This is a genomic window from Massilia sp. KIM (assembly GCF_002007115.1).
In the GTDB taxonomy this organism is placed as follows: Bacteria; Pseudomonadota; Gammaproteobacteria; order Burkholderiales; family Burkholderiaceae_D; genus Telluria.
Genome location: NZ_MVAD01000001.1, coordinates 3,123,137 through 3,144,572, shown reverse-complemented (window position 1 = coordinate 3,144,572; position 21,436 = coordinate 3,123,137). Strand labels below are relative to the sequence as shown.

The following is a 21,436-nucleotide window of genomic DNA, read 5'->3' as shown; positions in this document are numbered from 1 at the left end:
CTTGACTTATTCCTATTGATTCAAGCGGGCGCCGCGGCAGCGGACACCCGGACGCTATTCATGCATGCCGGTGCGGCGGGGTGCGCGCGAACACGAAGTTCGTGACGCGCGCGGCGCCGGCGCGCTTGAGCGCCGCCGCCAGTTCATCCAGGGTGTGCCCGCCGGTCATCACGTCGTCGACTACGCCGACGTGGCGGCCGCGCACCTGCGCCTCGTCGGCCACTGCGAAGGCGCCGCGCACGTTGCGCCGGCGCGCGGCCGGCTCGACCCCGGACTGGGCGCGCGTCTCGATCACCCGCAAGGCCAGGCGCGGCGCCAGCGGCGTCTCCATCAGCCGAGCGAGCGGGCGCGCCAGCTCGAGCGCCTGGTTGTAGCCGCGTTCGACCAGCCGCGCGGCGCCCAGGGGCACCGGACACAGGAGCTCGGGCGGAGCCAGTCCGCCGCGCCGCCACTCCCGGTGCAGCATGCGCGCCATCCAGGGCGCGAGCGCCAGCTGGGCGTGGAACTTCAGCTGCAGCACCAGGCCGTCGAGCGGCGCTGCATAGTCGCAGGCGGCCACGGTGGCGTCGAAGGACGGCGGCGCGGCCAGGCAGGCGCCGCAGGGCAGGGCGGCGTCCGCGGCCCCGGCCGGGTTGGCGCACACCGGGCAGCGCGGCCGGGCGCGCAGGTAGTCGGCTTCGCAGGCGGCGCACACCGCCGCCTCGCCGGCGCCGCCGCACAATGCGCAGCAGTGCGGCAGCAGCCAGCGCAGCAGCCCTTCCAGGGGAGCGGCGAGGCGCCGGGGCAGCGGGTGGACGGGCATGGGCGTCGGCTGAAATCGCGGCAAACGGGTACACTCCCGCCATTATCTCATTTGTACGCATCCCCTCCCATGGCTTCTCCTCAATCCCCGTCCAACATGAGCGCGCCGATCGACCTGGCGCGCGTGCGCGCCCTGTTCGCGCGGCCCCAGCGCGTCCAGTCCTCCGACTTCCTGCGCCGCGAGATCGCCGGCCGCATGCACGAACGCCTGCAACTGGTGAAGATCGCGCCGAAACAGGTGCTGGACGCGGGCTGCGGGGCGGGCGCGGACCTGGCGCTGCTGCAGAAGACCTATCCGGCGGCCCAGATCCTGGGCCTGGACGCGGCGCCCGCGATGGCCGCCGCCGCCAGGCTGCCGGCCCCCGCCACGCGCGGCCTGAACCAGATGCTGAGCCGCTTGCTGCCGGCCAAGGCCGGCGTCGACATCGTCTGCGGCGATTTCGGCAGCCTGCCTTTCGGTCCGAACTCGCTCGACCTGCTCTGGTCGAACCTGGCGCTGCACTGGCATCCGCAGCCGGACCGCGTGTTCGCCGAATGGCGCCGCGTGCTGCGCGTGGACGGGCTGCTGATGTTCTCGAACTTCGGCCCCGACACCTTCCAGGAAGTGCGCGCCGCCTTCGCCGTGCTGGACGAGGCGCCGCATACGCTGCCCTTTGTCGACATGCACGACTTCGGCGACCAGCTGGTGGAGGCGGGCTTCTCCACGCCCGTCATGGACATGGAACGCATCACGGTCACCTACGACACGGTGGAGGCCCTGCTGGCCGACGTGCGCGCCCTGGGCGGCAATCCGCTCGAGACGCGCCGCCGCGGCCTGGTCGGACGCGCGGCCTGGGACAAGGTGAAGGGCGCCTTCGAGGCCCAGCGCCGCCCCGACGGCAAGCTCGGCCTGACCTTCGAGGTCATTTACGGCCACGCCTTCCGTCCCGCCCCGCGCACTACCGCCTCGGGCGAGGCCATCGTGCGTTTCCAGCCCCGTAAACCGGGCTGAATGGCCGCGGACACAACATCTGTTGCATTCCCGATTTTCCTTGAATAAAAATTAGCAATTTCAGTATAATCAATCGCTATTTTTCTCTTTCGGACCAGAACAACGCTGAAAAAAACAGCACTTCCGGACGAGAAATAGAACTGAATTGCAGCATGAGCAGAGTAAGCGCCGGACCTTGCCAGCACCCGCTGGACGGCCCGGCGTGATGGTTTCCCACCATTCCGCAGCGCAATTTCGCGGGACGACCCGGCAGCCCTCTGCGAACATCGTTCGGAGGCGGCGGCAGTTTGTTCTCGGATTGCCGCCGTTTAAAAAATACTTTTATTTTTTGGGTGGTTGGGGACATACATGACTTATGCAACGCGACTTGGGGCCATGCTGTTCGGCCTCGCAGTAACTGCCGGCATCCCAGCGTGGGCGGCACCGGAGATCACGGGCCGGCCGGTTGAGCACCAGCTGAACATGCAGACCCCCGTGACCGGTGTCGGCGCCGACATCTATTCCCTCCACAACTGGATGATGATCGTCTGCCTGGTCATCTTCATCGGCGTGTTCGGGGTCATGTTCTACTCGGTGTTCAAGCACCGCAAATCCCTGGGCCACAAGCCCGCCACCTTCCATGAATCGACCGCCGTCGAGATCGCCTGGACCGTCGTTCCCTTCCTGATCGTCATCGGCATGGCCCTGCCGGCCACCCGCACCGTGGTCGCGCTCAAGGACACCTCGAACGCCGACATCACCATCAAGGCCACCGGCATGCAGTGGAAGTGGGGCTACGACTACCTGAAGGGCGAAGGCGAGGGCATCTCCTTCCTGTCCAACCTGGCCACCCCGCGCAGCCAGATCGGCCTGCCGGGCGAGGCCGCCACCGAGCAGAAGGGCGAAAACTACCTGCTCGAGGTCGACAACGAAATGGTGGTTCCGGTCAACAAGAAGATCCGCATGGTCTTCACCGCCAACGACGTGATCCACGCCTGGACCATCCCGGCCTTCGCCATCAAGCAGGACGCCATCCCCGGCTTCGTGCGCGACGGCTGGTTCAAGGCCGAGAAGGTCGGCGTCTACCGCGGCAACTGCGTCGAGCTGTGCGGCAAGGACCACGCCTTCATGCCTATCGTGGTGCGCGTCGTGACCGACGCCGAGTACACTGCCTGGGTCGAAGGCAAGAAGAAGGAAATGGCGGCCCAGGCCGACGATCCGAACAAGACCTGGACCATCGACGAACTCAAGACCCGCGGCGAGCAGGTCTACAACGCCAACTGCGTGGCCTGCCACCAGGCCAACGGCAAGGGCGTGCCGAACGCCTTCGCGCCGCTGGAAGGTTCCGAGCTCGTCCTGGGCGCCAAGGCGCCGCAGATCGACGTTCTGCTCAATGGCCAGGACACCCCGAAGTACCCGGCAGCCATGCCGGCCTGGAAGCAGCTGTCGGACACCGAGATCGCTGCCGTGATCACTTACACCCGCAATGCCTGGACCAACAAGGCGGCGGAAAACATCGTACAACCGGCCGAGGTTCTGGCTGCACGCAAGTAATCCACGCATTCGCTTCAGGGATATTGAAATGACTACCAGCACTCTCGATCACGCACACGATCACGGCCACGATCACGCGCACGACCATCCCCACGGTTGGCGCCGCTGGCTGTTCGCCACCAACCACAAGGACATCGGCACCCTCTACCTGTGGTTCTCCTTCATCATGCTGCTCTCGGGCGGCGTGCTGGCGCTGATGATCCGCACCGAGCTGTTCGAGCCCGGCCTGCAGTTCTTCCGTCCGGAGTTCTTCAACCAGCTGACCACCATGCACGGCCTGGTGATGGTGTTCGGCGCGATCATGCCGGCCTTCGTGGGCTTCGCCAACTGGATGCTGCCGCTGCAGGTGGGCGCCTCGGACATGGCCTTCGCGCGCATGAACAACTTCTCGTTCTGGCTGCTGCCGCCGGCCGCGATCCTGCTGGCCGCGTCCTTCCTGGCCCCGGGCGGCGCCACCGCCGCCGGCTGGACCCTGTACGCGCCGCTCTCGACCCAGATGGGCATCGGCATGGACATGGCGATCTTCGCCATGCACATCATGGGCGCCTCGTCGATCATGGGCTCGATCAACATCATCGTCACCATCCTGAACATGCGCGCGCCGGGCATGACCCTGATGAAGATGCCGATGTTCTGCTGGACCTGGCTGATCACCGCCTACCTGCTCATCGCCGTGATGCCGGTGCTGGCGGGCGCGATCACCATGACCCTGACCGACCGCCACTTCGGCACCTCCTTCTTCAACGCCGCCGGCGGCGGCGACCCGGTGATGTACCAGCACATCTTCTGGTTCTTCGGCCACCCCGAGGTCTACATCATGATCCTGCCGGCCTTCGGCATCGTGTCGCAGATCATCCCGGCCTTCGCCCGCAAGCCGCTGTTCGGCTACGCCTCGATGGTCTACGCGACCGCCTCGATCGCGATCCTGTCCTTCATCGTCTGGGCCCACCACATGTTCACCACCGGCATGCCGGTGACCTCGCAGCTGTTCTTCATGTACGCCACCATGCTGATCGCGGTGCCGACCGGCGTGAAGGTGTTCAACTGGGTCGCCACCATGTGGAAGGGCTCGATGACCTTCGAGACCCCGATGCTGTTCGCGGTCGGCTTCATCTTCGTGTTCACCATGGGCGGCTTCACCGGCCTGATCCTGGCCGTGACCCCGATCGACATCCAGGTCCACGACACCTATTACGTGGTGGCCCACTTCCACTACGTGCTGGTGGCGGGTTCGCTGTTCGCGCTGTTCGCCGGCTTCTACTACTGGGCGCCGAAGTGGACCGGCCACATGTATCCGGAAGGCCGCGGCAAGATCCACTTCTGGCTCTCGCTGATCACCTTCAACATCACCTTCTTCCCGATGCACTTCCTGGGCCTGGCCGGCATGCCGCGCCGCTATGCGGACTACGCCACCCAGTTCACGGACTTCAACATGATCGTGTCGATCGGCGCCTTCGGCTTCGGCCTGTCGCAGGTCTACTTCCTGTTCGCCGTGGTGCTGCCGACCATCCGTGGCGGCGAGGCCGCCCCGGCCAAGCCCTGGGAAGGCGCGGAAGGCCTGGAGTGGACCGTGCCGAGCCCGGCGCCTTTCCACACCTTCGAAACCCCGCCGCTGGTGAAATGATGATGGCCCCGCAGCGCGACAAGAACAACCTGCGCACCGCCCTGATCCTGGGCGGCGTGGCGCTGTTCTTCTTCATCAGCGTGTTCTTCAAATTCACCTTCCTGAGCTGAGATGAGCGCGGACGGCAAGCCGGACGGCAAACCAGACGGCGGGCTGCTGCGGCTCAACCGCAGCACGCTCGGCAAGCTGGTGGTGGTGGCGGTGGCGATGTTCGGCTTCGGCTATGCGCTGGTGCCGGTCTACCGCCAGATCTGCGAGGTGCTCGGCATTAACGTGCTGACCCAGAAGGACGGACTGGTCGAGGCGCCCAAGAACAGCCAGGTCGACAAGAGCCGGGTGATCACGGTCGAACTCGACGGCAACGCCCAGGGGCCCTGGCGCTTCCGTCCGACCGCGCGCAGCGTCGAGGTGCATCCGGGCGAACTGACCACCGTGGTCTACGAGGTGGTCAACACCCAGCCGCGGGTGGTCAAGGCGCAGGCGATTCCGAGCTATGCGCCGCAGTCGGCCACCCCGCATTTCAAGAAGGTGGACTGCTTCTGCTTCCAGGAGCAGACCCTGAAGGCGAACGAGGCGCGCCAGATGCCGGTGGTGTTCTACATCGATCCGGAGCTGCCGCGCGAAGTGAAGAACATTACCTTGTCCTATACCTTCTTCGAGATCGGCGGCGCGGCGGGCGCGGCGGTCGCGGCGAACTGAGGACGAGATGGAAGAGGGGCCCCGGGACGAACCGCATCGCCGCAAGGGCAGTTTCCTGGCGACGATGAAGGCGGTGTTCTGGTCCTTCTTCGGTGTGCGCAAGCGCAAGGATTACGAGCGCGACGCGGCCAATTTGAACCCGGTGCACGTGATCATCGCCGGGCTGATCGGGGTGGCGCTGTTCATCGGCATCCTGATGCTGGCGGTGCGGATCGCGGTAACGCAGTAGAGAGAATGTGAGCAGTACCCAACAATTCCAAAGAGTTTGATCGAGGAGAAGAAGATGAGTTCGCCAACGAGTACCCCCCACAGCGCGCCGTACTACTTCGTACCGGGCCCGTCGCGCTGGCCGATGCTTGCGGGCATCTCGATGCTGGTCACCATGGCCGGCGCCTCCGGCTGGGTCAACAGCCTGCCCTGGGGCCCGGCGGTCTGCCTGGTCGGCATCGCCGCCATGCTGGTGGTGCTCTATTTCTGGTTCGGCGACGCCATCGGCGAATCCGAGCGCGGCCTGTACGGCAAGCGCATCGACCTGTCCTATCGCTGGTCGATGAGCTGGTTCATCTTCTCGGAAGTAATGTTCTTCGGCGCCTTCTTCGGCGCGCTGTTCTACGCGCGCGCCGTGACCATGCCCTGGCTGGCCGACCTCGACCACAAGATCCTGTGGCCGGACTTCGCCGCGCACTGGGGCAACACCGGCCCGGCGGGCGTGGTGGACGGCTTCCAGACCATGGGTCCCTTCCCGATCCCGACCATCAACACCGCGCTGCTGCTGACCTCGGGCGTGACCCTGACCATCGCCCACCACGCGCTGCGCGCCGGCCACCGCGCCAAGACCGCCTTCTGGCTGTTCGCCACCATCCTGCTGGGCGCGATCTTCATGGGCTTCCAGGTCTATGAGTACATGCACGCCTACTCGGACCTGAACCTGAAGCTGACCTCGGGCATCTACGGCTCGACCTTCTTCATGCTGACCGGCTTCCACGGCTTCCACGTGACCATGGGCGCGATCATGCTGGCCGTGATCCTCTACCGCGTGATGAAAGGGCATTTCACTCCCGACAACCACTTCGGCTTCGAGGGTGCGGCCTGGTACTGGCACTTCGTCGACGTGGTGTGGCTGGGCCTGTACGTGGTCGTCTACTGGCTGTAAGCGATTGTCGTAGGGCTGCCGGCCGGCGTCATTGGCTGTCAGCCGTCGTCACACCCGTCAGCTGTCGTCACAGGCTGTCAGCTGTCGTCACAGGCTGTCGGCTGTCGTCTTAGGCTTTCAGCCGTGGTCACAGGCTGTCGGCCGTCGTCATGGAAGCGGGCCGGTCCGGGCAAGCCGGCCGGCCCGCGCGATGTTGGTGTGCTGTCAGCGGATGCCGGTCGGCGCGATCCAGCCCAGCTTGTAGGCCCCGAGCAGGCAGAGGAAGAGCGTGATCGACAGTCCCACCCGCATCGCCAGCGCATGGACGGTGCGGTTGCTGCGGCCCTTGTCGCGCATCAGGAAGAACAGGGCCGAACCGAGGCTGGCAAGTATCAGGATGAAGGCAATGGCAACAAAGAGTTTCATGGTTGGCCCTGGAAAGCTTGAGGCACCATTGTAATGCCGTTCGCCTTCCGTTTTCGCGCCTTGCCCTTCATTGCCGCCGTGCTGGTGGCCGTCATCGCTGTCCTGCTGGGCAACTGGCAGCAGGGCAGGGCGGCCCAGAAAGCCGAACTCCAGGCCCGCCGGGCCGCCCGTGGCGCCGAGCCGCCACTCCTGCTCGGCCCCGCCATCCAGCCCGCCGCACCGCTCGAGTTCCGGCGCGTGCGCCTCCAGGGCGAATTCCGCGCCGACTGGCCCGTCTTCCTGTCGAACCGGCCGATGAATGGCCAGTCCGGATTCATCCTCGCCATGCCGTTTAAAATAGCGGGCGGCGACAGCCACGTGCTGGTGCTGCGCGGCTGGCTGCCGCGCCAGGCCGAGTACGGCAAACTGCCGCCTTTCTCGACGCCGGCGGGGCTGGTGACGCTCGAGGGGCAGGTGGTGAGCGGCAGCGGCCGGGTGATGGAACTGGGCGGCGAACAAGCCCTCCAACCCGGCGCCCTGGTGCAGAACCTGGCGCCGCAAGACCTGGCGCGGGCCGCCGGCCTGGCGATGCAGCCCTTCCTGGTGCAGCAGCTGACGCCCGCAGCGCCAGGCGACGAGCTGGCGCGCGACTGGCCGGCCCCGGAGGCCGGCATCGACAAGCACCGCGGCTATGCCTTCCAGTGGTATGCGCTGGCGGCCATGGCCATCCTCTTTTTCGTGATAACGGGATTTCGAAGTGGTAGAAAACACATTGCAGGAAAAAGCGATTGACCCGACCCAGGCGCGCCGCCGCGGCCGCTGGAAGCTGTTCGCCGTGCTGCTGGTGTGCGCGGCGCCCATGATCGCCTCCTACCTCACCTATTACGTCATCAAGCCGAGCGGCCGCACCAACTACGGCACCCTGATCGACCCGCGCGAGCGTCCGATCCCGCCCATGGCCAGCACCACCCTGGCCGGAGAGCCGCGCCGCCTGGAAGACCTCGCGGGCAAGTGGCTGATGGTCAAGGTTGGCGGCGCCGACTGCGCCCAGGCCTGCCAGAAGCAGCTGCACGCGATGCGCCAGTGGCGCCTGATGCAGGGCAAGAACATGGACCGTATCCAGCGCGTCTGGCTGCTGACCGACGCCGGCGCGCCGGACGCGGCGGCCCTGCGCCAGGTCGAGGGCGTGGACGTGCTCGACGGCGTGCAGGTGCTGCGCGCCGATGCCGCCACCGTGCAGCAATGGCTGCCGGCGGAGGCCGGCTCAGGCGCCGCCGACCATATCTACCTGATCGACCCGCTCGGTAACCTGATGATGCGCTTCCCCAAGGAGCCGGAACCGCGCCGGGTCTATCAGGACATTGCCAAATTGCTCAAGGCGTCGGCGATCGGATAAGCCATGGAAGCGTCTTCCCTCCTGCTGCTGGCCCTGAAGGGCCTGCTGGTCGCCAGCCTGCCCCTGGCCATGGTCTGGATGTCCTCCAGCATCAACAAATTCCGCAAGCTGGTCTGGGTGGCCGTGTTCCTGACCTTCGACCTGATCGTGTTCGGCGGCTTTACCCGCCTGACCGATTCCGGCCTCGGCTGCCCCGACTGGCCGGGCTGCTACGGCATGGCCAATCCCTTCCTGGCGCACGAGGAGATCGCCGCCGCCGAAGCGGCCATGCCGACCGGCCCGGTGACGGTGGCCAAGGCCTGGATCGAGATGATCCACCGCTACCTGGCGATGGGCATCGGCGTGATCATCATGGCCCTGCTGTTCACCGCCATCATGCAATGGCGCCGCACCCGCAACCAGGCCTTCAAGCCGGCCATGCCCCTGGCCCTGTTCGTCTTCGTCTGCATCCAGGGCGCCTTCGGCGCCTGGACCGTCACCCTCAAGCTGCAGCCGGCGATCGTCACCATCCACCTGCTGCTGGGCATGGCCCTGCTGGCCATGCTGACCTGGCTGGGCGGACGCGAAGACTACCTGATGCGGCGCCCCCCGGCACCGGCGCCCGGCGAACTGCCGGCCCTGCGCGCCCTGCGCGGCCTGGCCCTGCTGGCCGCGGTGGTGCTGACGCTCCAGATCGCGCTGGGCGGGTGGGTAAGCACTAACTATGCGACCCTGGCCTGCGACGAGTTCCCGCTCTGCGACGGCCAGCTCCTTCCGCCCATGGACTTCGAGCACGGCTTCACCCTGTGGCGCGAGCTGGGCAAGACCGCGGCCGGCCACTACCTGCCGTTTTCCGCCCTGGTCGCCATCCACTGGGTGCACCGGGTGTCGGCCCTGGTGCTGACCCTGGTGCTGGGCCTGGCGATCGCCAGGGCCTGGCGCCATGCCGACCTGCGCCCGACCGCGCGCCGCCTGGCCCTGGTGCTCGTGGCCCAGCTGTTCACCGGCGCGGCCACGGTCTGGTTCGACTTCCCGCTGGCGATCGCGGTCCTGCACAACGCCGGGGCGGCCCTGCTGGTCTTGCTGGTGACCATGTTAAACTACCGGGTCAAGCATCAGATCGACGTGGCTGGCGAACTGGCCGGCGCGCCGGCTGCCGGCGCCCCCGGGGGCGGCAGCCGCGCCGGCAATGCAAGCCATGGCGGAAGCGACAGCGGGCCGGCGACGGAGCCGGCGGCGCCCGCCCGGACGCAGCCGCCAAGCCCGAGAACACCATGACAACCCAGACAGCCATCCATAAATCCCCGAGCCGGTTCTCGCAGTACTGGAGCCTGACCAAGCCGCGCGTGACCCAGCTCGCCGTGTTCTGCGCCGTGATCGGTATGTTCCTCGCCACCGACGGCTTCCCGGGCTGGCAGACCCTGATCGCCGGCACGGCCGGCATCTGGCTGCTCGCGGGCGCCGCATTCGCGGTGAACTGCCTCGTGGAAGCCGAGATCGACGCCCGCATGGCGCGCACCGCGCGCCGCGCCACCGCGATGGGTGAGCTGAGCCAGACCCAGACCATCCTGTTCTCCGCCATCATCGGCGGGGCGGGGATGTGGATCCTGTACACCTTCGTCAATCCGCTGACCATGTGGCTGACCTTCGTCACCTTCGTCGGCTACGCCTTCATCTATACCCTCCTGCTCAAGCCCAACACCCCGCAGAACATCGTGATCGGCGGCCTCTCGGGCGCCATGCCGCCGGCCCTCGGCTGGGCCGCGGTGGCGGGGGAGGTGCCGATGCAGGCTTGGCTGCTGGTGCTGATCATCTTCATGTGGACCCCGCCGCACTTCTGGGTGCTGGCCATGTACCGCCGCGACGACTATGCCCGCTCCGGCCTGCCGATGCTGCCGATCACCCACGGCATGCGCTTCACGGGCCTGCAGGTCTGGCTCTACACCGTGGCGCTGGCCGCCACCACCTTGCTGCCCTTCGCGGTGGGCATGAGCGGCCTGATCTACCTCGCGGCGGCCGTCGTGCTCAACGCGATCTTCCTGCGCCATTCCTGGCGCGTACACCGCCACTACAGCGACATGGCCGCGCGCAAGACCTTTACCTGGTCCATCGTCTACCTGTCGCTGCTGTTCGCTGCCCTGCTCGTCGACCACTACTTCAAGTTCTGAGATGAAACGACTGTCTTCCTACGTCACTGCGCGCGTCGCGGCCCTGATGCTGCTGGCCGCCTTCGCCGGCGGCTGCGACAAGGCCGCCAACAAGCCGGCCGCCTTCAACAACGTCGACGTGACCGGGCTGGACTACGCCAAGGGCTTCTCCCTCACCGATCACAACGGCAAGCCGCGCACCCTGCAGGACTTCCGCGGCAAGCTGACCGTCCTGTTCTTCGGCTATACCCAATGTCCCGACGTGTGCCCGACCACGATGGCCGAGATGGCCGCCGTGCTGAAGGAGCTGGGCCCGTCCGCCGACGAGGTGCAGGTGCTGTTCGTGACCCTCGACCCCGAGCGCGACACCCAGGAGCTGCTGGCCAGCTACGTGCCGGCCTTCGACAAGCGCTTCCTGGGGCTGCGCGGCGACGCGGAAGCGACGGCGCGCACGGCCAAGGAGTTCAAGGTCTTCTACAGCAAGGTGCCGGGCAGCGAGCCGGGCCAGTACACCATCGACCACACGGCGGGCAGCTACGTGTTCGACCGCGAGGGCAAGGCGAGGCTCTTCCTGCGCCACGGCCAGGGCCCCGCACCGATCGCACACGACCTGCGTCAGCTGTTATGATGGTGTAAACACCACTTCAACAGGACGGCATGGAACAACGCCAGGGCAGGAACTACACCCGCATCGCCATTGTCGTCCTGCTGACGCTGGGCTGTCTCTACGTCCTCCGTCCCTTCCTGGCCGCGATCCTGTTCGCGGCCGCCGTCGTCATCTCTTCCTGGCCGCTCTACCTGCGCCTGCTCGAGCTCATGCGCGGCCGCCGCACCCCGGCGGCGCTGACGATGACGCTCACGCTGACCTTCCTGATCATCTTCCCGCTGTCGATGGTGGCCTACAACCTGGCCGACGATGTCGCCAAGGGCTTCGAGCAGCTGCGCTGGCTGGTCGAGCACCGCGAGCTCGGCCCGCCAGCCTGGATCCGCGAGCTGCCCCTGGTCGGCGAGACGATCGACAACTACCTGCGCCAGCTGATCGCCAGCCGCGAACGCATGGTCGAGCTGGCCCAGCGCATGGTGGAACCTGCGCGGCGCTGGCTGCTGGCCGGCGGCATCATGCTGGGCACCGGCGTCATGCAGATGAGCCTGGCCGCCTTCGTGAGCTTCTTCTTCTACCGCGACGGCCACGCGCTGCTGGAGGTGATCGCGGTGACGATGAAGAAGGTGATGGGCGAGGGCGCGGAATCGGTCTCGCACACGGTCAGCCAGACGGTGCGCGGCGTGATGTACGGCTTGCTGGGCACGGCGCTGGCCCAGGCCGTGGTGGCGGCGATCGGCTTCGCCATCGCGGGCGTGCCGGCGGTGCCGCTGCTGTCGGTGCTGATCTTCCTGTCGTCCCTGGTGCCGGTCGGCCCGCCGCTGGTGTGGGGCGGGGCCGCGCTGTGGCTGTTCGCCCAGGGCGAGACCGGGTGGGCGATCTTCATGGCGATCTGGGGCACGGTCCTGATCAGCGGGGTGGACAACGTGGTGCGGCCGATGCTGATCTCGCGCGGCAGCAGCCTGCCTTTCCTGCTCACCTTGCTGGGTGTGCTGGGCGGGGTGATCGCCTTCGGCTTCGTGGGGATGTTCATCGGGCCGACCCTGCTGGCGGTGGGCTATTCCCTGATGAGCGAGTGGACGGGGACCAAGGATCCGATCGTCAAGCAGTGAGGGGCGCTTGAGGCGCCAATGACGCGGCATTTGACCGAAGCAGCACCGAACCGAAGCGGCACTTACCGAAGCAGCACGGAACTGAAGCGGAACTTGACCCAAGCAGCACCGAACTGAATCGGAAACTGACGAAAGCACTGCTGAACTGAACCGGCATTGCTGGCGCATGAACGTCGCCCCCGCGAAGGCGGGGGCCCAAGTTTGCATGCATCACGTCGGCGCAAAGGAACTTGGGTCCCCGCCTTCGCGGGGACGACGGATTCAGGGTTTGCGTCTAGGGCGAGGTTTTCCGGTTTGCGTCAGGGGCGACGGTTTCCATTCAGCGTCAGGGGCGACAATTTTCCACTCAGCGTCAGGGGCGACGGTTTTCCACTCAGCGTCTTGGGCGACCGTGTTCTTTCAGCCTCAGGGGCGGCGGCCCTCGGTTGATGCCAAAACCGACGCCCTGACAGCAGGGCGCCATTCAAGCGCCCTCAGCCCAGTACCGTCGGCAGGAAAGCGTCGATCTCGCGCATGCAGGCCCCGGGCGCGCTCATGTGGGCGCAGTGGCCGACGTTCCCGATCATGCGCAGGGTGGCGTTGGGCAGCTTGCGCTGCAGGAATTCGCCGGCCGTGCGCGGGGCGATCAGGTCTTCGCTGCATTGCAGGATGAGGGCCGGAGTCTCCGACAGCTGCGCGTCCTCGCGATGGTCGGACAGGAAGGTCACGCGCGCGAAGTGGCGCGCGATGTCCGGGTTGTTGCGGCAGAAGGCGTCCACCAGCTCCTTGCCCAGCTCGGGCTGGCCGGGCGCGCCCATGATGGCGGGCGCCATGCGCGCCGACCAGTCCAGGTAGTTGGACTCCATCGTGGCCAGTAGTTCCTCTATCTCGCTGCGCGCGAAGCCGCCGAGGTAGAAGCCGTCGTTAAGGTAGCAGGCGGAAGGCCCGAGCATCACTTGGGCCGCGAAGCGCCCGGGCGCCCGGATGGTGCCCAGCATCCCGATCATGGCGCTGACCGAGTGCCCGACCACCACCACCGGCCCGCTGGCGAATTCGTCGACGATCTCGAGCAGGTCCTCGGCGTGGCCGTGCAGGCTGGCGTAGCGCTCGCGCCCATAAGCCGCGTGGTCCGAGCGGCCGCTGCCGGTCAGGTCGTACAGGACGGTGCGGTAGCGCTGCGCGTAATGCGGCGCCAGGAAGCGCCACATGCTCTGGTCGCAGCCGAAACCGTGGAGGAACACCAGCGTGGCCTCGCCTTCGCCGGCGACCTGCACGTGATTGCGAAACGCGATATTCATGTTCAGTCCTGGTCCTCGTCGTGTTCGCCGCGCGCCGCCCGGGGAATGACCTTCACCAGCAGGATGCGCGGGCCGTTCATCTTCTTGACCACCACGTCGAAGCGCGGGAAGGCGATGCGCTGGCCCTGCTTGGGAATGTCGCCCAGCTTGGCCATCAGCAGGCCCCCCACCGACTCGACCTCGTCCAGGCCCATCTCCTCGTTGTCGATGTCGATCCCGAGCAGGCGCTCGAGCGAGAAGATCGGCAGGCTGGCCTTGCCGATGTAGGTGCCGTCGGCCTGCTTCATCCAGTCGTTCTCGTTGAGGCGGAATTCGTCGCGGATCTCGCCCACCATCGCGCCCAGCAGGTTGTCGAGGGTGATGAAGCCGACCGGGCGCTTGCCCTTTTCGCCGATCAGGGCGAAGTGCGGGGCGCCGCTGCGGAAGCGCCGGAAGATGTCCTGGGCGGGAGTGCGCGCCGAGATCGTCTCGACCGGGCGCAGGAACTGGGTCAGGTCGGTGATGGCGCGGCCGGCCTGCAGGGCGAAGAACAGGTCCTTCAGGTGGATCACGCCCAGCACCTCTTCGCCGTCGGTGTCGAAATAGGGATAGCGCGAGAAGCGGTTGCGGCGCACCGTCTCGAGGTTCTGCTCCAGCGAGCGGCTGGCGTACAGGGCGCTCACCTCGTTAATCGGGCGCATCAGGTCGGACACCGCCAGTTGGCCGAAGTCGAGCGACTGGGCCAGGATGTTGCGTTCGTCGTGGGTGAACTTCTCGTCCGGCGCATTCGGGCTGGTGCTGGTGTTGGTGCGCAGGATCAGCTTGAGCTCGTCGAGCGAGTAATGGGTCTCGTGGCCGCCGGCGCCGGCCAGGCCGGCCAGGCGCAGCACCATGTTGGCGCTGGCGTTGAGCACGTAGATCGCCGGGTACATCGCCCAGTAGAAGGCGTACAGGGGCAGGGCGCACCACAGGGCCACCGCTTCCGGCACCCGGATCGCCAGCGACTTGGGAGCCAGTTCGCCCACCACGATGTGCAGGAAGGAGATCACCGAGAAGGCGACGATGAAGGACACGCCGTGGATCACTTCCTCGGAAGTGATGCCGGCAAGGGCGAACAGCGGTTCGAGCAGGCTGGCGAAGGCCGGTTCGCCGACCCAGCCCAGGCCCAGCGACGCCAGGGTGATGCCGAGCTGGCAGGCCGACAGGTAGGCGTCGAGCTGGCCGTGGACCTTGGCGAGGATGCGTCCGCGCAATCCCGCCGTCTTGGCGATGGCCCGCACGCGGGTCTTGCGCAGGGTGACGATGCCGAACTCGGCCGCCACGAAAAAGCCGTTCAGCGCCACCAGGAAGAGGGCGAGAACGACGAATAAAAAGTTTTGCATACCGGTGGTTAGTTAACAAAAGGCAAAAGCCGGCTCCATTGTACCGCTCAACCCGCGGACAGCACGCCCTCGTGCACGGCGTTGAGGATGGCCTCGACCGCCGGATGCTTGATCTTGCGTTCGTTCGAGATGGCGTAGAAGTGCTCGTTGACTTCCGGCACCTTCCCGACCAGCTCGGCGCCCAGCTGCTCCTGGATCACTTCGAGCGGGGCGGAGGGGGTGAAGAACAGGCCCAGCCCGCGCCGTCCGAAGGTATTGAGCAAGGCATTGTCCTCGAATTCGCCGACCACGTCCGGGCGCACCTCATGGCGCTCGAACCAGTCGTCGATCTTGGCGCGCAGCGCGTTGTTGCGGGTCGGCAGCAGGAAGGGGGCGCCGTCCAGGGCGTCCGGGAAGCCGTCGCGGTGCAGCGCGGCCAGCGCCGGCGCGCCCACCACGTACATCGCGCTTTCGGCCAGCAGGTGGCTGAACACGCGCAGGGTGGTGCCGGGCGGCACCGCGCGGTCGGTCAGGACCACATCCAACTTATGCAGCGCCAGATCCCCGAGAAGGGCCTCATACTGGTCTTCGTAGCATACGAGGCGCACCGGTTTGTCGAGCCGGGTGGTGACTTCCAGCAGGCGGTAGGCGGTGAACTTGGGCAGGGAATCCGAGATGCCGACCGTCAGCCGGATGCGCGCGCTGCCCGACTCGTCGATCGCCTCCTGCATCTGTTCCCCCAGAAGGAAGATCTGGTCCGCATAGGAGAGTACGAGACGGCCGGCTTCCGTCAGGCTCAGGCGTCGGCCTTGCTGGGTGAACAGGGATTTTCCGAAGGATTGCTCGAGCAGGGCCAACTGGGTGCTGACCGTCTGGATGGCAAGCCCGAGGCGCGCCGCGGCGCGCGTGATGCTGCCTTCCTTGGCCACGACCCAGAAGTAATGCAGATGGCGGAAATTTGGCGGGCTATTCTTCATGGCTTCGGTTTTTTAGAAGTAACGCTTCCATTATCTTCGCTTTTCCATGATGGTGCACGGGCTTACACTGCATCCTGTCGAATTTTTAATATCCAAGAGGGGAAAACAATATGAAGCACTTCACATGGTCATTCGTCGTGACCTTCATCTGCCTGGGACTGGCCGGCTGGTGGGGTTACGAGCATAGCGGGGTGGCCGGCGCGCTGACCGCGATTGGCATCGCCACCATCCTGTCGGTGATGGAGGTCTCGCTGTCCTTCGACAACGCGGTGGTCAACGCCTCGGTGCTCAAGGGCTGGGACGAGTTCTGGCTCAAGCTCTTCCTGGGCCTGGGCATGATCATCGCCGTGTTCGGCATGCGCCTGGTGTTCCCGCTGGTCATCGTCGCCGTGGCGGCCGACCTGGGCATGATGGACGTGTGGAACCTGGCGCTGACCGATCCCAAGGGCTTCTCCTCGCACCTGACCAACCACCATGCGGAAGTGGCGGCCTTCGGCGGCATGTTCCTGCTGCTGGTCTTCCTGAACTTCCTGCTGGACGACGAGAAGGAAACCCACTGGCTGGGCAACTTCGAGAAGAAACTGGCCACGCTCGGCCGCGTGTCCTCGATTTCGGTGATGGTGGCGATCGCCGCCCTGCTGTTCTCGATGACCTATGTGGATGAAGCCCAGAAGATGGTGGTGTTGATCGCCGGCCTGTGGGGCATCCTGGTCTACGTCGGTGTCGACATGCTGTCCAGCCTGCTCGAGAAGAGCGAAGAGGGCGGCGGCGACGTCGGCGAGATGGTCAAGCGCGGCGGTATCGGCGGCTTCCTCTACCTCGAGGTGCTGGATGCCTCGTTCAGCTTCGACGGCGTGATCGGCGCCTTCGCGATCACCACCGACGTCGTGATCATCATGCTGGGCCTGGCGATCGGCGCGATGTTCGTGCGTTCGATGACCGTGTACCTGGTGCGCAAGGGCACGCTGGACGAGTTCGTCTACCTGGAGCACGGCGCGCACTATGCGATCGGTATCCTGGCCGTGATCATGCTGGCCTCGATGAAGTTCCACGTGCCGGAACTGGTGACCGGCCTGGTGGGTGTGGCCTTCATCCTGGCCTCGCTGTGGAGTTCGGTGCAGTACAAGAAGCGCATGGCGCTGGAAGACGCCGACGGCGAGAAGCTGCCGGCCTGAGCGAAGCAAGAGCGGGACGGCATCGGCCGGCCCGCAGGAATCCCCGGCGAGTGGCAGAACACCAGCTCGCTGCGGTCAACCCCGGTGTTCACACGTAGTCTTACATTAGGAGAGACATCCATGGCAATCAGTCTGCAAAAAGGCGGCAACGTCAACCTGTCGAAAGAAGCGCCGGGCCTGACCCAGCTCAAGGTCGGTCTCGGCTGGGACGTGCGCGCCACCGACGGCGCCGCCTTCGACCTCGACGGCGCCGTGTTCCTGCTGAACGCCTCCGGCAAGGTGCGTTCGGACAGCGACTTCATCTTCTACAACAACCTGAAGTCGGCCGACGGTTCGGTCGTGCACTCGGGCGACAACCGCACCGGCGAAGGCGAGGGCGACGACGAAACCGTCTCGATCGACCTGTCCAAGGTGCCGGCCGACGTCGACAAGGTGGTGCTGGGCGTGACCATCCACGACGCCGAGGCGCGCCGCCAGAACTTCGGCATGGTGGGCAAGGCCTACATCCGCTGCGTCAACGCCGCCAGCAACCAGGAGATCGCGCGCTACGACCTGTCGGAAGACAGCTCGACCGAAGGCGCGATGATCTTCGGCGAGGTGTACCGCAACGGCGCCGACTGGAAGTTCCGCGCCATCGGCCAGGGCTTCAACGGCGGCCTCGGTCCGCTGGCCCGCAACTTCGGCGTCAACGTCTAATCACTTACCGCGGGCTGCCCGGCGACGGGCCGCCCTTTGAAAGGAAGCCACCATGCCAGTGTTTACCGTGACCGGGGACGTCGATCCCTTCCTGCACGTCTCGATGCGCCGCGGCGAAACCATCTATTGCGAATCGGATGCGATGGTGATGATGGAATCGACGCTCGACCTGAAGGGCAAGATGAAGGGCGGGCTGGGGAGCGCGCTGATGCGCACCTTCGCCAACGGCGAGTCCTTCTTCCAGCAGCACATCGAAGCCACCCGCGGCGATGGCGACTGCCTGCTCTCGCCGACCCTGCCGGGGGCGATGCAGATCGTCGACTGCGGTCCGAATCAGTACATCATCAGCGACGGCGCCTTCGTCGCCGCCACCTCCGGGGTGGAGCTGAAGGTGCGTACCCAGAGCGTGGGCAATGCCTTGTTCGCGCAGAGCGGCGGTTTCTTCGTCACCGAGACCTCGGGCAGCGGGCAGGTGGTGGTGTCGGGCTTCGGATCGATGTCGCTGCTGGACGTCGAGCCGGGCAAGGACGCGATCATCGACAACGCGCACGTGGTGGCCTGGGACAGCACGCTGCGCTACGAGATCTCGATCACGACCGGCACCAGCGGCGGCTTCCTGGGCAACCTGATCAACAGCCAGACCAGCGGCGAAGGCATGGTGCTTCGCTTCTCGGGCAAGGGCAAGGTGTATGTCTGTTCGCGCAACCGCAATGCATTCAAGGCCTGGATGCAGCAGCCTGCGCGCGGCTAATCGCAGCAAGAACAAGGAGTCAAATCATGGCAGTCAATTTGCAGAAGGGCCAGAAGATCTCGCTGGACAAGGAAGCCGGCGGGGCGCTCAACCGGATCGTGATGGGCCTGGGCTGGGACGTGGCCAAGTCGAAGGGCTTCTTCGGCTTCGGCGGCGGCAAGGGCCAGGCGGTCGACCTGGACGCCTCGGTGGTGATGTTCGACGACGCCAAGCGTCCGGTGGACGTGGTCTGGTTCCGCCAGCTCAAGAGCCGTGACGGCAGCGTCAGCCACAGCGGCGACAACCGCACCGGCGCCGGCGAGGGCGACGACGAGCAGATCTCGGTCGAGCTGAACCGGGTGCCGCCGGAAGTCCAGGCGCTGGTGTTTACGGTGAACAGCTTCACCGGCCAGAATTTCTCGACGGTGGAGAACGCCTACTGCCGCCTGGTGAACGCCGCCAACAACCAGGAAGTGGCGCGTTTCAACCTGTCGGTGCAGGGTACGCACACGGCCCAGATCATGGCCAAGCTGTACCGCCACAACGGCGAATGGAAGATGCATGCGATCGGCGAAAACGGCGTCGGCCGCACCATCGACGACCTGATGCCGCAGATCGTCGCCCACCTGTAACACTGTTTTTGTAGTTTGCTGTCTCCCGCCTTGGCCGGGGCCTCGCGCCCCGGCTTTTTTTCGCCCGCAAAAAACAGGGTCGGAGTCGATTTTTTTGACAACTCTGAGGAATTGCCCGAAAAATCGACTCCGACCCTATTTTATTTTTACTCGCTGAGCTCGCCGACGCACAATTCGGCGCAAGTACAAGTTTTCGGCGTTTGAGGCCGCGCAAGCTTCCAGGTTTTTCTTTTTCTGCTGCGATACTGAACAATTAGGGTCGGAGTCGAATTAAATGACAACATTCGAAAGTTGTCATTTAATTCGACTCCGACCCTGGTGTTCAGCGCTTCAGCTGGGACAGGTCGCGCACCGCGCCGCGGTCGGCCGAGGTGGTGAGGGCGGCGTAGGCCTGCAGGGCTTGCGAGACCGCGCGCTCGCGGTTCAGCGGTTTCCAGGCGTCGCGGCCGCGCGCTTCCATCGCGGCGCGGCGCGCGGTCAGCTCCTCGGGCGTGACCCGCAGCGCGATGCTGCGCGCGGGGATGTCGATGTCGATCAGGTCGCCTTCCTCCACCAGGCCGATCGCGCCGCCTTCGGCCGCTTCCGGCGAGGCGTGGCCGATCACCAGGCCCGAGGAGCCGCCCGAGAAGCGGCCGTCGGTGAACAGGGCGCAGGCCTTGCCCAGGCCCTTGGACTTGATGTACGAGGTCGGGTACAGCATCTCCTGCATGCCCGGGCCGCCCTTCGGGCCTTCGTAGCGGATGATGACCACGTCGCCCGCGTGCACCGTGTCGCCCAGGATGGCCTCGACCGCCGCGTCCTGGCTCTCGAACACGCGTGCCTTGCCCGAGAACTTCAGGATGCTCTCGTCCACCCCGGCGGTCTTCACGATGCAGCCCTTCTCGGCGATGTTCCCGTACAGGACCGCGAGGCCGCCGTCGCGCGAATACGCATGCTCGCGGTCGCGGATGCAGCCGGCGCTGCGGTCCAGGTCATTGCTGTCGTAGCGCTCGGCCTGCGAGAACGCGACCTGGGTCGGCACCCCGCCCGGCGCGGCGCGGAACAGCTGGTGCACCGCACGGTCGTCGCTGCGGCGGATGTCGTAGCGCTCGATCGCCTCGCCCAGGCTCGGGCTGTGCACGGTCGGCACCGAGGTGTCGAGCAGGCCGGCGCGCGCCAGCTCGCCCAGGATGGCGACGATGCCGCCCGCCCGGTGCACGTCCTCGATGTGGTACTTGTCCGTCATCGGCGCCACCTTGCACAGGCAGGGCACCTTGCGCGAGATGCGGTCGATGTCGGCCATGGTGAATTCCACCTCGGCCTCGTGGGCCGCGGCCAGCAGGTGCAGCACGGTGTTGGTCGAGCCGCCCATCGCGACGTCGAGCGTCATCGCGTTCTCGAAGGCGGCCTTGCTGGCGATCGAACGCGGCAGCACCGAGTAGTCATCGCCCTCGTAGTGGCGCTTGGCCAGCTCGACGACCAGGCGGCCGGCGCGCAGGAACAGTTCCTTGCGGTCGGCGTGGGTGGCGACGATGGTGCCGTTGCCCGGCAGGGACAGGCCGAGCGCCTCGGTCAGGCAGTTCATCGAGTTGGCGGTGAACATGCCGGAACAGGAGCCGCAGGTGGGGCAGGCCGAGCGCTCGACCTCGGCCACCTCGGCGTCCGAGACGCTGGCGTCGCCCGCCTTGATCATGGCGTCGATCAGGTCGAGCTTGATCACCTTGCGGTCGTTGTTGACCACCTTGACCACCTTGCCGGCTTCCATCGGCCCGCCCGAGACGAACACGGTCGGGATGTTCAGGCGCATCGCGGCCATCAGCATGCCCGGGGTGATCTTGTCGCAGTTCGAGATGCAGACCATGGCGTCGGCGCAGTGGGCGTTGACCATGTATTCGACCGAGTCGGCGATCAGGTCGCGCGAGGGCAGGGAATACAGCATGCCGCCGTGACCCATGGCGATGCCGTCGTCGACCGCGATGGTGTTGAATTCCTTGGCCACGCCGCCGGCCGCTTCGATCTCGCGCGCGACCAGCTGGCCCAGGTCCTTCAGGTGCACGTGGCCGGGCACGAACTGGGTGAAGGAATTGACCACGGCGATGATCGGCTTCTCGAAGTCGCCGTCCTTCATGCCGGTGGCGCGCCACAGCGCGCGCGCTCCGGCCATGTTGCGGCCCTGGGTGGTGGTACGGGAGCGGTAGGTCGGCATGGGA

24 protein-coding genes are annotated in these 21,436 nt (G+C 66.1%); 17 read left to right on the top strand and 7 right to left on the bottom strand.

Going from position 1 to position 21,436, the window contains the following annotated elements; all coding sequences use genetic code 11:
- Positions 1 to 58 precede the first annotated feature (58 nt).
- Positions 59 to 802, bottom strand: coding sequence for a ComF family protein (locus B0920_RS13730; protein ID WP_078033035.1), 744 nt, complete (start codon positions 800 to 802; stop codon positions 59 to 61).
- 69 nt (positions 803 to 871) lie between these two features.
- Between B0920_RS13730 and B0920_RS13725 the strand changes: the two genes are divergently transcribed.
- The gene (locus tag B0920_RS13725; RefSeq protein WP_229455487.1) at positions 872 to 1,792 is read left to right on the top strand and encodes a methyltransferase domain-containing protein; all 921 of its coding nucleotides are present in this window, start codon (positions 872 to 874) and stop codon (positions 1,790 to 1,792) included.
- 76 nt (positions 1,793 to 1,868) lie between these two features.
- On the opposite strand, the gene B0920_RS25625 is transcribed toward B0920_RS13725, so the two are convergent.
- Positions 1,869 to 2,138: a hypothetical protein gene (locus B0920_RS25625; RefSeq protein WP_143745727.1), complete on the bottom strand. Its 270-nt coding sequence runs from the start codon at positions 2,136 to 2,138 to the stop codon at positions 1,869 to 1,871.
- Between the two features lie 2 nt (positions 2,139 to 2,140).
- Here B0920_RS25625 and coxB point away from each other — a divergent pair, with 2 nt between their 5' ends.
- From coxB to B0920_RS13700, 6 genes are read left to right on the top strand one after another with little or no spacing between them, the layout of a single operon-like run.
- Complete coding sequence (gene coxB / locus B0920_RS13720) at positions 2,141 to 3,325, top strand: cytochrome c oxidase subunit II (RefSeq protein WP_078033033.1); 1,185 nt, start codon at positions 2,141 to 2,143, stop codon at positions 3,323 to 3,325.
- 28 nt (positions 3,326 to 3,353) lie between these two features.
- Positions 3,354 to 4,949, top strand: coding sequence for a cytochrome c oxidase subunit I (gene ctaD, locus B0920_RS13715; protein ID WP_078033032.1), 1,596 nt, complete (start codon positions 3,354 to 3,356; stop codon positions 4,947 to 4,949).
- A complete protein-coding gene (locus tag B0920_RS26135) occupies positions 4,949 to 5,059 on the top strand; it encodes a cytochrome oxidase small assembly protein (protein WP_229455486.1) in 111 nt (36 codons plus the stop codon). The genes ctaD and B0920_RS26135 overlap by 1 nt, the downstream gene beginning before the upstream one ends.
- 1 nt (position 5,060) lies before the next feature.
- Entirely contained in the window at positions 5,061 to 5,648 is a 588-nt protein-coding gene (locus B0920_RS13710) for a cytochrome c oxidase assembly protein (protein WP_078033031.1), read from the top strand.
- Between the two features lie 7 nt (positions 5,649 to 5,655).
- Positions 5,656 to 5,877, top strand: a complete 222-nt coding sequence (locus B0920_RS13705; protein WP_078033030.1) for a DUF2970 domain-containing protein — start codon at positions 5,656 to 5,658, stop codon at positions 5,875 to 5,877.
- Positions 5,878 to 5,931: 54 nt separating this feature from the next.
- On the top strand, positions 5,932 to 6,801 hold the full coding sequence (locus B0920_RS13700) for a cytochrome c oxidase subunit 3 (protein ID WP_078033029.1): 870 nt from the start codon (positions 5,932 to 5,934) through the stop codon (positions 6,799 to 6,801).
- 204 nt (positions 6,802 to 7,005) lie between these two features.
- On the opposite strand, the gene B0920_RS13695 is transcribed toward B0920_RS13700, so the two are convergent.
- Positions 7,006 to 7,206, bottom strand: coding sequence for a twin transmembrane helix small protein (locus B0920_RS13695; RefSeq protein WP_078033028.1), 201 nt, complete (start codon positions 7,204 to 7,206; stop codon positions 7,006 to 7,008).
- 33 nt (positions 7,207 to 7,239) lie between these two features.
- Here B0920_RS13695 and B0920_RS13690 point away from each other — a divergent pair, with 33 nt between their 5' ends.
- Genes B0920_RS13690 through B0920_RS13665 form a run of 6 tightly spaced genes read left to right on the top strand, consistent with a single transcriptional unit; the run spans position 7,240 to position 12,420 of the window.
- Positions 7,240 to 7,977: an SURF1 family protein gene (locus B0920_RS13690; protein WP_078033027.1), complete on the top strand. Its 738-nt coding sequence runs from the start codon at positions 7,240 to 7,242 to the stop codon at positions 7,975 to 7,977.
- Entirely contained in the window at positions 7,958 to 8,581 is a 624-nt protein-coding gene (locus B0920_RS13685; protein ID WP_373887886.1) for an SCO family protein, read from the top strand. Before B0920_RS13690 ends, B0920_RS13685 begins: the two co-directional genes overlap by 20 nt.
- A 3-nt stretch (positions 8,582 to 8,584) precedes the next feature.
- A complete protein-coding gene (locus tag B0920_RS13680) occupies positions 8,585 to 9,838 on the top strand; it encodes a heme A synthase (protein ID WP_078033025.1) in 1,254 nt (417 codons plus the stop codon).
- Positions 9,835 to 10,728 carry a heme o synthase gene (gene cyoE / locus B0920_RS13675; protein ID WP_078033024.1) on the top strand — a complete coding sequence of 298 codons (894 nt, stop codon included), beginning with the start codon at positions 9,835 to 9,837 and terminating at the stop codon, positions 10,726 to 10,728. The genes B0920_RS13680 and cyoE overlap by 4 nt, the downstream gene beginning before the upstream one ends.
- A gap of 1 nt (position 10,729) precedes the next feature.
- Entirely contained in the window at positions 10,730 to 11,335 is a 606-nt protein-coding gene (locus B0920_RS13670) for an SCO family protein (RefSeq protein WP_078033023.1), read from the top strand.
- A 29-nt stretch (positions 11,336 to 11,364) separates the two neighbouring features.
- A complete protein-coding gene (locus B0920_RS13665) occupies positions 11,365 to 12,420 on the top strand; it encodes an AI-2E family transporter (RefSeq protein WP_078033022.1) in 1,056 nt (351 codons plus the stop codon).
- A gap of 473 nt (positions 12,421 to 12,893) precedes the next feature.
- Here B0920_RS13665 and B0920_RS13660 read toward each other — a convergent pair whose 3' ends face one another.
- The 3 genes from B0920_RS13660 to B0920_RS13650 are packed head-to-tail and all read right to left on the bottom strand — an operon-like array spanning position 12,894 to position 16,014.
- Positions 12,894 to 13,697 carry an alpha/beta fold hydrolase gene (locus B0920_RS13660; RefSeq protein WP_078033021.1) on the bottom strand — a complete coding sequence of 268 codons (804 nt, stop codon included), beginning with the start codon at positions 13,695 to 13,697 and terminating at the stop codon, positions 12,894 to 12,896.
- 2 nt (positions 13,698 to 13,699) lie between these two features.
- On the bottom strand, positions 13,700 to 15,058 hold the full coding sequence (locus tag B0920_RS13655) for a hemolysin family protein (protein ID WP_078033020.1): 1,359 nt from the start codon (positions 15,056 to 15,058) through the stop codon (positions 13,700 to 13,702).
- 47 nt (positions 15,059 to 15,105) lie between these two features.
- Positions 15,106 to 16,014, bottom strand: coding sequence for a LysR family transcriptional regulator (locus B0920_RS13650; RefSeq protein WP_078033019.1), 909 nt, complete (start codon positions 16,012 to 16,014; stop codon positions 15,106 to 15,108).
- 110 nt (positions 16,015 to 16,124) lie between these two features.
- Between B0920_RS13650 and B0920_RS13645 the strand changes: the two genes are divergently transcribed.
- From B0920_RS13645 to B0920_RS13630, 4 genes are all read left to right on the top strand, one after another.
- On the top strand, positions 16,125 to 17,189 hold the full coding sequence (locus B0920_RS13645; RefSeq protein ID WP_078033018.1) for a DUF475 domain-containing protein: 1,065 nt from the start codon (positions 16,125 to 16,127) through the stop codon (positions 17,187 to 17,189).
- 120 nt (positions 17,190 to 17,309) lie between these two features.
- Positions 17,310 to 17,885: a TerD family protein gene (locus B0920_RS13640; protein WP_078033017.1), complete on the top strand. Its 576-nt coding sequence runs from the start codon at positions 17,310 to 17,312 to the stop codon at positions 17,883 to 17,885.
- Between the two features lie 52 nt (positions 17,886 to 17,937).
- The gene (locus tag B0920_RS13635; protein ID WP_078033016.1) at positions 17,938 to 18,636 is read left to right on the top strand and encodes a TIGR00266 family protein; all 699 of its coding nucleotides are present in this window, start codon (positions 17,938 to 17,940) and stop codon (positions 18,634 to 18,636) included.
- 26 nt (positions 18,637 to 18,662) lie between these two features.
- Positions 18,663 to 19,247 (top strand): TerD family protein, encoded by a 585-nt coding sequence (locus B0920_RS13630; protein ID WP_078033015.1) that lies wholly within the window; start codon positions 18,663 to 18,665, stop codon positions 19,245 to 19,247.
- A 322-nt stretch (positions 19,248 to 19,569) separates the two neighbouring features.
- Here the strand turns inward: B0920_RS13630 and ilvD are convergent, their stop codons facing one another.
- Complete coding sequence (gene ilvD, locus B0920_RS13625; protein WP_078033014.1) at positions 19,570 to 21,432, bottom strand: dihydroxy-acid dehydratase; 1,863 nt, start codon at positions 21,430 to 21,432, stop codon at positions 19,570 to 19,572.
- Positions 21,433 to 21,436: the final 4 nt, after the last annotated feature.